This is a genomic window from Aquimarina atlantica (assembly GCF_000626715.1).
In the GTDB taxonomy this organism is placed as follows: Bacteria; Bacteroidota; Bacteroidia; order Flavobacteriales; family Flavobacteriaceae; genus Aquimarina; species Aquimarina atlantica.
Genome location: NZ_AQRA01000012.1, coordinates 108,872 through 122,199 on the forward strand (window position 1 = coordinate 108,872; position 13,328 = coordinate 122,199).

At 33.6% G+C, this 13,328-nt stretch carries 10 protein-coding genes; 6 read left to right on the forward strand and 4 right to left on the reverse strand.

Going from position 1 to position 13,328, the window contains the following annotated elements; all coding sequences use genetic code 11:
- Positions 1-2: 2 nt before the first annotated feature.
- From ATO12_RS22305 to recR, 3 genes are all read right to left on the reverse strand, one after another.
- A complete protein-coding gene (locus ATO12_RS22305; protein ID WP_034246877.1) occupies positions 3-659 on the reverse strand; it encodes a porin family protein in 657 nt (218 codons plus the stop codon).
- A 169-nt stretch (positions 660-828) separates the two neighbouring features.
- On the reverse strand, positions 829-2,163 hold the full coding sequence (locus tag ATO12_RS22310; RefSeq protein ID WP_034246879.1) for a dihydrolipoamide acetyltransferase family protein: 1,335 nt from the start codon (positions 2,161-2,163) through the stop codon (positions 829-831).
- Between the two features lie 138 nt (positions 2,164-2,301).
- Positions 2,302-2,922, reverse strand: coding sequence for a recombination mediator RecR (recR, locus tag ATO12_RS22315; RefSeq protein WP_034246880.1), 621 nt, complete (start codon positions 2,920-2,922; stop codon positions 2,302-2,304).
- A gap of 264 nt (positions 2,923-3,186) precedes the next feature.
- Here recR and ATO12_RS26230 point away from each other — a divergent pair, with 264 nt between their 5' ends.
- The 5 genes from ATO12_RS26230 to secA all read left to right on the forward strand — a co-directional run bounded on the left by ATO12_RS26230 (position 3,187) and on the right by secA (position 8,358).
- A complete protein-coding gene (locus ATO12_RS26230; protein WP_165583437.1) occupies positions 3,187-3,354 on the forward strand; it encodes a hypothetical protein in 168 nt (55 codons plus the stop codon).
- 15 nt (positions 3,355-3,369) lie between these two features.
- A complete protein-coding gene (locus ATO12_RS22320) occupies positions 3,370-3,804 on the forward strand; it encodes a GNAT family N-acetyltransferase (RefSeq protein WP_051576029.1) in 435 nt (144 codons plus the stop codon).
- A 31-nt stretch (positions 3,805-3,835) separates the two neighbouring features.
- Positions 3,836-4,411, forward strand: a complete 576-nt coding sequence (locus tag ATO12_RS22325) for a cob(I)yrinic acid a,c-diamide adenosyltransferase (RefSeq protein ID WP_025667502.1) — start codon at positions 3,836-3,838, stop codon at positions 4,409-4,411.
- A gap of 139 nt (positions 4,412-4,550) precedes the next feature.
- On the forward strand, positions 4,551-4,772 hold the full coding sequence (locus tag ATO12_RS22330) for a DUF2795 domain-containing protein (protein WP_008272287.1): 222 nt from the start codon (positions 4,551-4,553) through the stop codon (positions 4,770-4,772).
- A 229-nt stretch (positions 4,773-5,001) separates the two neighbouring features.
- On the forward strand, positions 5,002-8,358 hold the full coding sequence (secA, locus tag ATO12_RS22335; RefSeq protein WP_034246882.1) for a preprotein translocase subunit SecA: 3,357 nt from the start codon (positions 5,002-5,004) through the stop codon (positions 8,356-8,358).
- 74 nt (positions 8,359-8,432) lie between these two features.
- On the opposite strand, the gene ATO12_RS22340 is transcribed toward secA, so the two are convergent.
- Complete coding sequence (locus ATO12_RS22340; protein ID WP_034246884.1) at positions 8,433-9,305, reverse strand: type IV pili methyl-accepting chemotaxis transducer N-terminal domain-containing protein; 873 nt, start codon at positions 9,303-9,305, stop codon at positions 8,433-8,435.
- Between the two features lie 794 nt (positions 9,306-10,099).
- On the opposite strand from ATO12_RS22340, the gene ATO12_RS25175 reads away from it, so the two are divergent.
- On the forward strand, positions 10,100-13,328 hold a 3,229-nt coding region (locus tag ATO12_RS25175), incomplete at its 3' end, for a M43 family zinc metalloprotease (protein ID WP_205625261.1).

Sequence of the window (13,328 nt, forward strand, 5' to 3'; positions counted from 1 at the left end):
ACTTATAGTGTATACTCAACCCCTAAGTTAAACACTGATGATTTTATAGAACTGTCCCTTTCTATTAAGCCAAAGAAAAACCTTCCATTAATTCCAAAATGATCAGATAACTTATAACCTGTCCCTACTGTTAAACCTAAATCAAATTTATCATATTCAGATGAAAAAGGTAAAATATTAATACCTCCAAGTTGTTCAAAAGGGTCTTCTTTAATTTTTTGTTTTCGGTCAATTATATATCCAAACTGAGGCCCTAATTCCATATAAAAATCATCTGTAAATAAATATTGTACCATGATAGGTATTACGAGTGTAGATTCATTTACATTAACTTTAAAATCAGATGCTACAGGTATTTCATTAGTTCCTCCTCTTATCTCAAAACCTTCTGCCACAAATTTAGATCCTTGTATTGCAAAAAGTACCTCAGGCTGTATTTTTATCTTTTTACTAATATTCATGTTTATAAACCCTCCAAAATAAAAACCAAACTTCCTTCTATATTCAGCAACATTTATTCCAGCAATAACAACATCGGGAGTATATTTTGCATAATTTACTCCTCCTTTCAATCCAAATTTTGAATTAACTTCTTGCCCATTAACAAAAACTATACATAATACAAGCACTAATCCTAGTAATAAATTTCTTTTTCCCATTTTCTATTTTATTATTTTAATCTTATCTAATAAGTATATATCTTAAGTAATAAAAATGTTACCTCGATTAGGGTATTTTATAGCGTGCAAATGTATATAATTGTAGTATGGTAATAAAAAACCACGACAATAGTTGTCGTGGTTTATATTAATTTTAGAAGAATATTTCTTAGAACTCTCTATTCACATCCCAGGCTTCCAGGTAATCTTTTACACGTTGTACAAATTGCCCTCCTAGCGCTCCGTTAACAACTCTGTGATCATAAGAATGTGATAAGAACATTTTATATCGAATACCGATAAAATCTCCCTCTGGTGTTTCTATAACAGCAGGCACCTTTCTAATCGCTCCCAAAGCCAAAATACCTACCTGAGGTTGATTGATAATTGGTGTACCCATAATGCTTCCAAACGTGCCTACATTGGTTACAGTATACGTACCACCTTGTATATCATCTGGTTTTAAAGCATTATTACGCGCTCTGTTTGCAAGATCATTAACCGCTTTGGTCATCCCTACCAAATTTAATTGATCTGCATTCTTAATCACAGGTACAATTAAATTACCGTCTGGTAAAGCTGCTGCCATACCCAGGTTTATATTTTTCTTTTTGATAATTGTATCTCCAGAAACAGAGATGTTCATCATCGGGAAATCTTTTAGTGCTTTAGCAACTGCTTCCATAAAAATAGGAGTAAATGTAAGATTCTCTCCTTCTCTCTTCATGAAATCTCCTTTTACCTTCTTTCTCCAGTTCCAGATATTGGTTACATCGGCTTCTATAAATGACTGTACATGAGCTGAAGTCTGTACAGACTCGACCATGTGATGCGCAATAAGTTTACCCATTCTGGTCATTTCTATAATCTCATCTTCTCCTGATGCTACTACTGGTGCTGCTTTAGTAACTTCTTGCTTTTTAACAGGAGTTGTTTCTGGTTTCGCTTTTATTTCTTCTTTTACAGGCTGCGTTTTTATTTTCCCGTTTTTGCGATCATCTACAAATTGCAAAATATCATTTTTGGTAACACGACCATCCTTACCTGTTCCCGAAATAGCTTCTAATTCATTTAATGAAACATTTTCTGTCGCAGCAATATTCTTTACTAACGGAGAATAAAACTTACTACTTTCAGAAAAATCGGTTGCATTTCCTGCTACTACTGTTTCTGCAATTTGTGTTTCTAGTACTTCTGCTTCTTTTGGAGTTTCCTCTACTTTTGCAGTAGTTTCTTGCGGAGTTGATTCTATAGCTCCTTCACCTTCTGTTTCTATTACAGCTATAACCTGGCCTACCTGTACTACATCATCAACATCAAAAAGTTTTTCTACCAATACACCTTCTACCTCACTAGGTACTTCACTATCTACTTTATCTGTTGCTATTTCAACAACTGCATCATCTAATTCAATAGTATCCCCAACCTCTTTTAACCAAGTTGTTATTGTTGCTTCTGCAACACTCTCACCCATTTTTGGAAGTTTCAGCTCAAATTTTGCCATATTCTTAATCAAAAGTGTTTATAAGTTATATTTTTTGCGAATTTAATTAAAATTCGGCTTAAAAATTATTTTTTTCGTATTAAAATTTACTTAATACTTATCCCTTCAAGTTTACAGATACTTCTAAATATATGCAAATCAAGGGCTCTTTAATGCATTCTCAAAAGGAATTCGATTAAGTATACTTCTTCCCAAAGTAACCTCATCTGCATATTCTAATTCATCATTAACACCAATTCCCCTGGCAATCGTAGAGGTTTTTATATCTATTCCCTCTAATTGTTTATACATATAGAAATTAGTAGTATCTCCTTCCATAGTTGCACTTAATGCAAATATTAATTCTTGTACTTCTCCAGATTTAACTTTCTCGATCAAAGAACTAATATTTAATTCTTGCGGACCAATACCATCTAATGGACTTATCTTACCTCCTAAAACGTGATACAATCCTCTAAATTGACCCGTACTTTCTATAGCCATCACATCCCGTATATCTTCTACTACACAAATAATTTCACGATTTCTACCCGGGTTGCTACAGATATCACAAATATCGGTATCACTAATACTATGACATGTAGTGCAAAATTTGATATCTTCTCGCAATGCTCCCAAAGCTTTGGTTAATTGTTGAGTCTGGGTTTCTGGCTGTCTAAGTAAATGTAATACTAATCGAAGTGCAGTACGTTTTCCTATCCCTGGTAATTGAGACATTTCATAAACTGCATTCTCTAATAATTTTGAAGAAAATTCCATAGCGCAACAAATTTAGCATTTTTAATGATCAACTCCGCCCAGAGTTACACTCTTTAAATAAAAAATTATGTTTTTATATCATAATGACATTTTTTATCCCTATAACCGTACCAGCTAATTATAAAAGACAATAACAGAGAGAAAAATGAAAGTTTATAGTGAGCAAGAAAACTTGATATAAATATAATTTTGAGGTATAAACTATGATAATCTTAACTATACAATTAAGGCCTTTTTGTTACTTTTACTCCAAAAGTAAAAGTAATGTTAGATACTCTTTCTGAAGAAACACAGTTGATTTTAACAATCATAGTCATTGCTATCTTATTCGTAGCGGTATCCTGGAACACCAAACGAAATAAAAATAAACTGTATGATCGAGATAAACGTAATTTTAGGCAGAACTATCAAAAAAAGAAAAAGAGAAAATAACGCTATCGCTCTAAAATGAAAAAAATATATGTTAGAAAGGCAACATTAGAAGATATAGAATGGGTTAATACTACCTATCGAAATATCGATTTTGTACTATCAGATTATACTACCGAATATATTGCTTTAGCAGAAGTTGAAGGTGTAAAATGTGGATTGGGAAGAGTTGTAAATATTGATCAAAATAACTTAGAATTAGGAGGAATGTATGTATTAGATCAATTTCGAGGTATGGGAATTGCAGAGCAGATCATCCTGCATTTATTACAAAATCATGAACAATATAAAAAGATATGGTGTCTTCCTTTTGAACATCTTCAGCATTTTTATAATAAGTTTGGTTTTTTAGATCAAAAAACACACGATTATAAAATTCCGGATAAAATATACGATAAACATAAATGGTGTAATCAAAACTATACTAAGGATGTACTTTTATTAGTTAAATAGCTATCATCTATTAAAACAAACATATAATTCGATGAAAATATATACTAAAACCGGTGATAAAGGAACCACAGCTCTTTTTGGAGGAACCAGGGTACCTAAGCATCATATTCGTATCGACAGTTATGGTACTGTTGACGAGCTTAATTCTCATATTGGACTTATCAGAGATCAAAAAATTGATGAACTAAGTAAGAAGATATTAATTAATATACAGGATAAACTTTTTACCGTTGGAGCAGTTTTAGCGACTGATCCTGAAAAAGCTATATTAAAAAGCGGGCAAAAACGACTAAATATACCTACAATTTCTACAGAAGATATTGAGTTATTAGAAAAAGAAATCGACAGAATGAATGAATCCTTACCGCCAATGACACATTTTGTATTACCAGGAGGGCATCAAACTGTGTCATTCTGTCACATTGCTCGTTGTGTATGCCGAAGAGCAGAGCGTTTAGCAACGGCACTCTATGAAATAAACCCTTTTGAAGAAACAACATTGCATTACTTAAACCGACTATCTGACTATCTTTTTGTACTGGCACGAAAGTTGTCCCACGATCTTAAAGCAGAAGAAATTGAGTGGATTCCTAAAAAGAATTCTTAAAATTTTAAAAACTGTTAAAATTAGTAAGGGAAACTCCCTAAAAAATCACGTTCTTATAATTATTGTTTAAATAATTAATTTTTTACTTGACTTTTTAAACTAAAAAATTATTTTTGCAAAAAATTAAACCAGTAAACATATGTATTGGACTTTAGAATTAGCATCTTATTTAAGTGATGCACCTTGGCCTGCTACAAAAGACGAGTTAATAGATTATGCAATTCGTACTGGAGCACCTCTGGAGGTTGTAGAAAACCTACAAGCAATTGAAGATGAAGGAGATTCGTATGACTCTATAGAAGAAATATGGCCTGATTATCCTACAGATGAAGATTATCTTTGGAATGAGGATGAATATTAAATAAATGAAATAGTATTAAAAGTCTCGCAAGAGGCTTTTTTTTTGCGTAAATTATGCCGCTTTATGGCTATTTACAGCTTAAAAGAATTGTATAATATGACCACTTAGGTCATGAGATAGCGATGACTTCGGGTATTGAAGTCAGTTTTGAATGTTACCTTAAGTATATAAGGAACCAATTAATTTCGTTTTGAAATTAAAATCTCATTAAACACACAACCATAAAATTATGGGAATTTTAGATTCTGTATTAAAAGTATTTGTTGGAGATAAATCCAAAAAAGATATCAAAGAAATTCAACCAAAGGTCGAATTGATAAAACAAGCAGAAAAGGCACTTGAAGGTCTTTCTCATGATGAATTACGTGCTAAAACTGTTGATTTTAAGAATAGAATAAACGAAGCACGTACAAAGATCAATGCAGAAATAGAAACACTTACCGAAGAAGCCAACAACACTGAAGATATTGATAGAAAAGAAGATATCTATGGCGAAATAGACAAATTGAAAGAAGAAGCATATGAAGCTACAGAAAAAGCTTTAAACGATATTCTTCCTGAAGCTTTTGCCGTAGTAAAAGAAACTGCAAAGCGTTTTGCTAACAATGAATCAATAAAAGTTACGGCTTCTGCTTACGATCGAGAACTCTCTGGCACCAGAGATCATATTACTCTTGACGGCGATCAAGCCATTTGGGCAACAAGTTGGGATGCAGCTGGTAAAGAAGTAAAGTGGGATATGATCCATTATGATGTACAACTTGTTGGAGGTATTACACTACACGAAGGAAAAGTAGCCGAAATGCAAACAGGAGAAGGTAAAACCCTGGTAGCAACACTCCCGGTATATCTTAATGCATTATCTGGTAATGGTGTTCATCTGGTAACCGTAAATGATTACCTTGCTCGTCGTGATAGTGAGTGGATGGCTCCGATTTTTCAGTTTCACGGACTTACTGTAGACTGCATTGATAATCACAGACCTAACTCTGCAGAACGTAGAGCTGCCTATAATGCAGATATCACATACGGAACCAATAATGAATTTGGATTTGATTATCTGCGTGATAATATGTCTCATGCTCCAGAAGATCTGGTACAACGCCCTCATAATTACGCAATTATAGATGAAGTAGATTCTGTATTAATCGATGATGCTCGTACACCATTAATTATTTCTGGGCCTATCCCAAAAGGAGATATCCATGAATTTAATGAGTTAAAGCCTAAAATTGCTGATATCGTTTCGGTACAACAAAAATATCTTACTACCGTTTTAGCTGAAGCTAAAAAATTAATTAAAGAAGGTGATGCCAAAGAAGGAGGATTTAAATTACTACAAGTATACCGAGGAATCCCAAAAAATAAAGCTTTAATTAAGTTTTTAAGTGAAGAAGGAGTAAAAATGCTGCTTCAAAAGACAGAAAACTTCTATATGCAAGATAATAACAGAGAAATGCATAAAATTGATGCCGATCTGTATTACGTAATAGAAGAGAAAAATAATCAGATAGATCTTACTGATAAAGGTGTAGATTATCTTTCGGGAAAAGATGATCCAGATTTCTTTGTACTTCCACAAATTGGTATGGAAATCGCTAAAATTGAAGGACTTGGATTATCAAAAGAAGAAGAAGCAGAAAAGAAAGAAGATCTTTTTAGAGATTATAGTGTAAAAAGCGAGCGTATCCATACCCTACGCCAACTATTAAAAGCATATTCTTTATTCGAAAAAGATGTAGAATATGTGGTGATGGATAATAAAGTAAAGATTGTAGATGAGCAGACAGGTCGTATTATGGATGGACGTCGATATAGTGATGGATTGCACCAAGCTATTGAAGCCAAAGAAAATGTAAAGATCGAAGATGCAACTCAGACTTTTGCTACAGTGACACTTCAGAACTATTTCCGTATGTACGGCAAATTGTCTGGTATGACCGGTACTGCAGTAACAGAAGCAGGAGAGCTTTGGGAAATCTACAAACTGGATGTAGTAGAAATACCTACCAACCGACCAATTGCAAGACATGACAGAGAAGATTTGGTGTATAAAACCAAACGCGAAAAATACAATGCCGTTATCGAAGAAGTTACCGAACTATCTCGTGCAGGAAGACCTGTACTAATTGGTACTACTTCTGTAGAAATTTCAGAATTATTAGGGCGAATGCTTACGATTCGTAAAGTACCGCATAATGTATTGAACGCGAAGCTTCATAAAAAGGAAGCTGATATTGTTGCCGAAGCTGGTAATGCTGGAGTAGTAACTATTGCTACCAATATGGCCGGTCGTGGTACAGATATTAAATTATCTGATGAAGTAAAAGCTGCAGGCGGACTTGCAATTGTGGGTACAGAACGTCATGACTCCCGACGTGTAGATAGGCAGTTGCGTGGTCGTGCTGGTCGACAAGGAGATCCAGGTAGTTCTCAGTTCTATGTATCTCTAGAAGATAACCTAATGCGTTTATTTGGCTCTGAACGTATTGCCAAAATGATGGATAGAATGGGATTAAAAGAAGGTGAAGTAATCCAGCATTCTATGATCTCTAAATCTATCGAAAGAGCTCAGAAAAAAGTAGAAGAAAATAACTTTGGCGTTCGTAAACGATTATTAGAATATGATGATGTAATGAATGCACAACGTGAAGTTGTATATAAACGTCGTTATCATGCTTTGTTTGGAGAGCGTTTGCGTGTTGATATTGCCAATATGATCTATGACACTGTAGAAGTGATCACAGAAGGAAATAAAGCCGCTCAGGACTTTAAAAACTTCGAATTCGAATTGATCCGATATTTCTCTATGAGTAGTCCGATTTCTGCAGAAGAATTCGAAAAAATGGATGCTTTAAAAATTTCGGGAGAAATTTATAAAGTTGCCTATGAGCATTACCAGGATAAAATGAAACGTAATGCAGATGCTGCGTACCCTGTTATTAAACAAGTGTATGAAGACCCTGCAAGTAAGTATGAAAGAATCTTAGTACCATTTACAGATGGTGTAAAAAGCATAAATGTTGCTACCGATTTGCAAAAAGCATATGAGTCTGAAGGAAAACAACTTATTACCGATTTCGAGAAAAATATTACGCTAGCCATTATTGATGATGCCTGGAAAACGCATCTTCGTAAAATGGATGAATTAAAGCAAAGTGTACAGCTAGCTGTTCATGAGCAAAAAGATCCTTTATTAATCTATAAATTTGAAGCTTTTGAGTTATTTAAAGCTATGATCGAAGAGGTAAATAAAGATGTGATTTCATTTTTATTTAAAGGAGAATTGCCTACTGGTAATACTCAGGATATTTCTGAAGCTCGCCAGGTTCGAAGAAAAGAGAAGTTAGAAACTTCTAAAGAAGAAATCCCAAATATGGATGAACGTGCAGCACAAAATAGAGCTGCGGGACAAACACAAGGAAAACCTCAAGTTACTGAAACTATCGTACGAGAACAACCAAAAATCGGCCGTAATGATAGAGTAACTATCAAACATGTGATGAGTGGAGAGAATAAAACCGTAAAATACAAACAAGCAATCCCATTAATCGAAAAAGGAGAATGGGTACTTGTAAATGAATAAACTCTTTATTATATAACACAAAAAGCCGGAAGAATAAACTTCCGGCTTTTGTATTTATGACTATAGATGCTCTATCATATTTTTATTTTCTCGTATAAATATGTTATGTCATTAAATAATCGAGTAAGTTCGTTACTCATTTTATAGATTTCTTCATCCGTAAATTCTTGATTATTCAATTTGCCTCTATTTTTTTTGACTACGTTCCATTGAGAAAAAGTTAATCCTATTTTTTCATCAATTTCTGGGGTATTAAACTTGCAAATCAAAAACTTATTAATTGCTCCATCTAATTCATGAAAAGCATTATTAAGCATCTGATAAGAGTTTTTATTTTTCAACTCCATTTGGTTTGCATAATAATAAAATGCCAATCGTTGAGAAAGCATTCGTTGTCTTCCTGATATATTTATGATACCTTCTAACTCTAATCTATCTTCGATTAAATGAGAATCATTTATATCATCTTTAATACTTTGAAGAGAGTTTTTAGACTCTAAAATAATAGAAGACACCACTGCATCTGCAGCTTTAAGAAGATCTGTATTTGTTTCTATTACTTTCTTTGCATTTTCATAACTTGGTTGTGTTTCAATGAGTGCTTTAAATTCTTTCCATAATTCATTAACTCGGGTTAGTTTTTCAATAGTTCCTTTAAACTGGGTATTTTGTAGAAGAACACGGTTTTGTTCTTCAAAAATAATCTTACTCGACAGTAAGTCTCTTTTCACCTTTGCATCATTACCATTATTAAGCAAAAATAAATACGCTTTAGACATTTTTTGAGTAAGCATACGTTGTTTACCAGAAACATTTATAGCATTGTTAAATGATAATGATCCGTATTTATCGTTTAATTGTGCATAAAGATTTAATGAACTAGCATATACTAATCCTATCACAAATAAAATTAGTATTGATTTGGGGGCTTTTCTTTTGTTATTCATTTGTATTGGCTTTAAGGTTCTGTTGTTTAGTTAATAATTCTCAAACAAATCATAAGTAATTAATTTACCTTCATATGTTTTGGGGATTTCTTATTGATTTGCAATGCAAAAATATTTCAGACTATGTTTCGTAAATATGATTTTTATCAGTCTATAAGTGTTCCTAAATAGATATGTCGATACTTATCTTACTGTTTACCAGTACTAATTTTGATTTTTATTATGAATTTTTATTGAAAAAAAATAAAACCCTTCGATAAGTAGTTGCAAAAATCTGCAGGCATATAGAAAATAAAAGAGTAGAATATTTTTTTGTTAAGTTGAAATAAGCAATTATTAGCTATTGTCTTATAAATATATCTGTTCATTTTATACTCAAAAATTACTCAAACAGTCTCTATCAATTCGAAAAGGTATTATCTATTTGCTACCAGTTATGATATGATTAATCATTCATAAGCATAGTACAGTCTGCCTAACAACCCATTTATTTTTTATAGGAATCAAAAATTTCAATATCTACAATTTTACCAGTAAACCACAAAAAATATGTGTTTTTACCTTTTAAAATACTGGTAGGTACTAGTTTGGTAATCAATTTCATAACTATACATTTAACCAAAAATTAATAATTTATTAACAAGCACAAATTTTAACTAATCATGAAAACACAAACTCATTTTAAAAGAAACTATCTAAGTATAAGGCATCTGGTCTTATGGTCTTTATTACTTTCCTGTTTGCACATCAATGCTCAACATACTGAGCCCAACATGTGTAAAATGGAGGAACAAATGCAAAAACTATATGAGGCCGATCCATATGCAAAAACAGAAATTAAAGCATTAAGGCAAAGTGCTTCACGAATGAAAAATAGTCAAAACCCAAAATCATATGTAATACCTGTCGTATTTCATGTATTTGGTACCGAGTTTAACAGCGGTAGTACCGTTACTAAAGCAATTATTGAGGATGCTTTACAAAAGACCAATGAGGATTTCCAGGGGCTTAATGCAGATTATAGTACTATTGATGCACCTTTTGATGCTATCAAACAACCGTTGGATGTGACATTTAAACTCGCACAACTCGATCCTAATGGTAATCCTACCACGGGAGTTATATTCTATGATAAAGCTTCGGGAATGGGGAATTACAATTCTTCTGTAGTAGCCAAAGTAGCCTGGGATAATTACAAATACTGTAATATATACATTACCAGAGATTTATATGATGACGGAGATTTCTACAATTCGGGGGTAGCATGGTACCCTAATACTACGATGTCTGATGCTAATATCGCCAGGATAGTATACAATGGAAGCTATTTAGGAAATAACACTAACGAGAATTTCAGATCCGTATTAACTCACGAATTTGGGCATTATTTTGATTTACCACATACTTTTGATAAAGGAGTATGTAATAATGATCCTAATGATGGAGATGGTGTTGCCGATACTCCTTCTCATAAAAAAAGTTCTTCAAGAACCAATTGTACCGTATTAAAAAATTGTTTAGACCAGGAAATCAATAGTGAGAATTTTATGGACTATACCGATTGTTATAAAATGTTTACACAAGGACAAGTTACACGAATGGTCAATGCTTTGGATAACTCATCAACCAGGAATACATTATGGACAAATACTAATTTAACCGCTACTGGTTTGGCTTCTGATTTAGGTGCTCGTATTGCTACATCTGGAGCAATATTTGAAGAACGTTACCTTAATGATGGGATTGTAGAAAGTACTATCGATATCACTTGTGAGGACTGTACGTTTACAAAAAGTTCTGGAAATATGGTACTTAATACTGATTATACAGTATCTAATCTACCTGCAGGTCTAACCCCCAGAATTGTAATAAACAGTAACACTTCTGCAACTATACACCTGGATAATACTGCTTCTAGTCATAATCTAGCCAACTCTGTAGCTAATCTTTCTTTTACTTTTTTAGACGCTATAGTAACTGGTGGGGCTACTCAATTATATAAAAAGAGTTTAGATAACTTAAAAGTAAACTTTAATGATGTATATACAGAATATTGTAATGTAAATATATCATACGCCGTGTATACTCACATTACTAATGTTGAGTTTGATGGTAGAACAAATCCATCCGGATATGACGGAATCTCTGATTATACCAAAAGTCTTGTATATCCTGCTAAACAAGGAAAAACTTACCCTCTAACAATTACAACTAACAAAGGTAATGGCGGAGATGGTGATAATTTAAGAATACAAGGGTGGTTCGACTGGAATAATAATTTTATCTATGAAGATGATGAATTAATAATATCTCATGCATATGCCAATAGCAGTGTTGATGCTAATGGAGATTACAAATACACTACCAATATTACTATTCCTGCAGGTGCTGTTTTAGGAAATACGGCTTTTAGAATCCTGGCACACTATGTACAAAATAACGATGGTGATACAGCATGTAGTCGAATTGACAGTGGTGAGTCTGAAGATTACGGATTAAATATTATTGATCAGAATGCTACTTTTTCTATGGAATTTTCGGGAACTCCTACCACTGTTAATTTCTCGCAAGGTGTAGCATTTTCTGACCTTACTATAACCGATAATGGAGATTCTATTACCTCATGGCTATGGACATTTGAAGGAGGGCAACCTGCCACCTCTACCGATAAAAGCCCTTCTAATATCATATTTCCCGAAGGAGGAACCTATGATGTAACGCTAAAAGTAACAACAGCTAATGGAATAAATAAAACACTTACAAAAACAGATTACATTACTTCTTCATTAAACTACTGTGATAGTGAACCAAAATTTGGAACATATTTTAATGTAAATCATGTTACTTTAAGTACAATAGATCATGCGCCTCTTAAAAATAGAGCAGGTGATTATTATGATACCGTATTTACAACTCTAGAAACCGGAAAAACCTATCCTATTACCATTAAAACAGAACGTGGCAATGGTGGGACTAGTGATGTGAATAGAGTGCGTGTATGGGCGGACTGGAACTTTGATAGTGTGTTTTCTGATAATGAATTAGTAGCCACCCAAGTTGTAAATCATGCTGATTATACAAATGATGAATACTCTTTTACAACCAATATTGCAGTACCTGATAATGCTGCGGTAGGTAAAAAGATAGGACTAAGAATAATTGGTCATTTCGTACAAGGAACGGAAGGAGATACCGCGTGTGGTTCTTATGATAGTGGAAACACTGCCGATTATGGAGTCATAATTTCTCAAGCAACATCAACTTGTAATGATGGCATCCAGAATGGAGATGAAACCGGTGTAGATTGTGGTGGATCATGTGAACCTTGTAGTACGCCTACAGCATGTGATTCTAATGGAAGAAGCGTATCAGACGAATATATCAGTAGAGTACAACTAGGAACAATTGATAATACTTCTACAGGTTCTACAGGAGGTTATGGAGATTATACTTCGGTATCTACTACATTATCTAAAGGAGCTTCTCATACTATTACCATTACCCCAACCTGGTCAAGAACAGTATATTCTGAAGGATATAGCGTATGGATAGATTATAACCAGGATGGAGATTTTGCTGATGCAGATGAGCAGGTATGGAGTAAAGCAGCTTCAAAGGATACACCAGTAAGTGGTAGTTTCACGATCCCATCTAGTGCCAAAAACGGAAATACCAGAATGAGAGTATCTATGAAATACAATGGTATCCCAACAGCATGTGAATCTTTTGACTATGGAGAAGTAGAAGATTATACGATTACTATAGGAACCGGAGGAGGATCTGATCCTACCTGTACAGATGGTATTCAGAACGGTGATGAGACCGGAATAGATTGTGGAGGTTCTTGTACTCCTTGTGCTACTAATGATGGAGTGGTGTATGTAGATGTAAATGATATTACTGTAAATTCTTCAAGTACCTGGGGTTTCTTTAGAATAGAAGTTGGAGACAACAGCGATTATGGAGCATGGTACACCAATAATTCAGTACGATTGGTTACTTATAATAAAGATGTAGTATGCC

What these genes read in the sequence shown, in the direction of transcription:
- ATO12_RS22330 (WP_008272287.1), top strand. Translation starts at nt 4,551, where the DNA reads ATGTATTGGACTTTAGAATTAGCATCTTATTTAAGTGATGCACCTTGG.
- ATO12_RS26230 (WP_165583437.1), top strand. Translation starts at nt 3,187, where the DNA reads ATGTTAGATACTCTTTCTGAAGAAACACAGTTGATTTTAACAATCATA.
- ATO12_RS22305 (WP_034246877.1), bottom strand. Translation starts at nt 659, where the DNA reads ATGGGAAAAAGAAATTTATTACTAGGATTAGTGCTTGTATTATGTATA.
- ATO12_RS22320 (WP_051576029.1), top strand. Translation starts at nt 3,370, where the DNA reads ATGAAAAAAATATATGTTAGAAAGGCAACATTAGAAGATATAGAATGG.
- ATO12_RS22340 (WP_034246884.1), bottom strand. Translation starts at nt 9,305, where the DNA reads ATGAATAACAAAAGAAAAGCCCCCAAATCAATACTAATTTTATTTGTG.
- secA (WP_034246882.1), top strand. Translation starts at nt 5,002, where the DNA reads ATGGGAATTTTAGATTCTGTATTAAAAGTATTTGTTGGAGATAAATCC.
- recR (WP_034246880.1), bottom strand. Translation starts at nt 2,922, where the DNA reads ATGGAATTTTCTTCAAAATTATTAGAGAATGCAGTTTATGAAATGTCT.
- ATO12_RS22325 (WP_025667502.1), top strand. Translation starts at nt 3,836, where the DNA reads ATGAAAATATATACTAAAACCGGTGATAAAGGAACCACAGCTCTTTTT.
- ATO12_RS22310 (WP_034246879.1), bottom strand. Translation starts at nt 2,163, where the DNA reads ATGGCAAAATTTGAGCTGAAACTTCCAAAAATGGGTGAGAGTGTTGCA.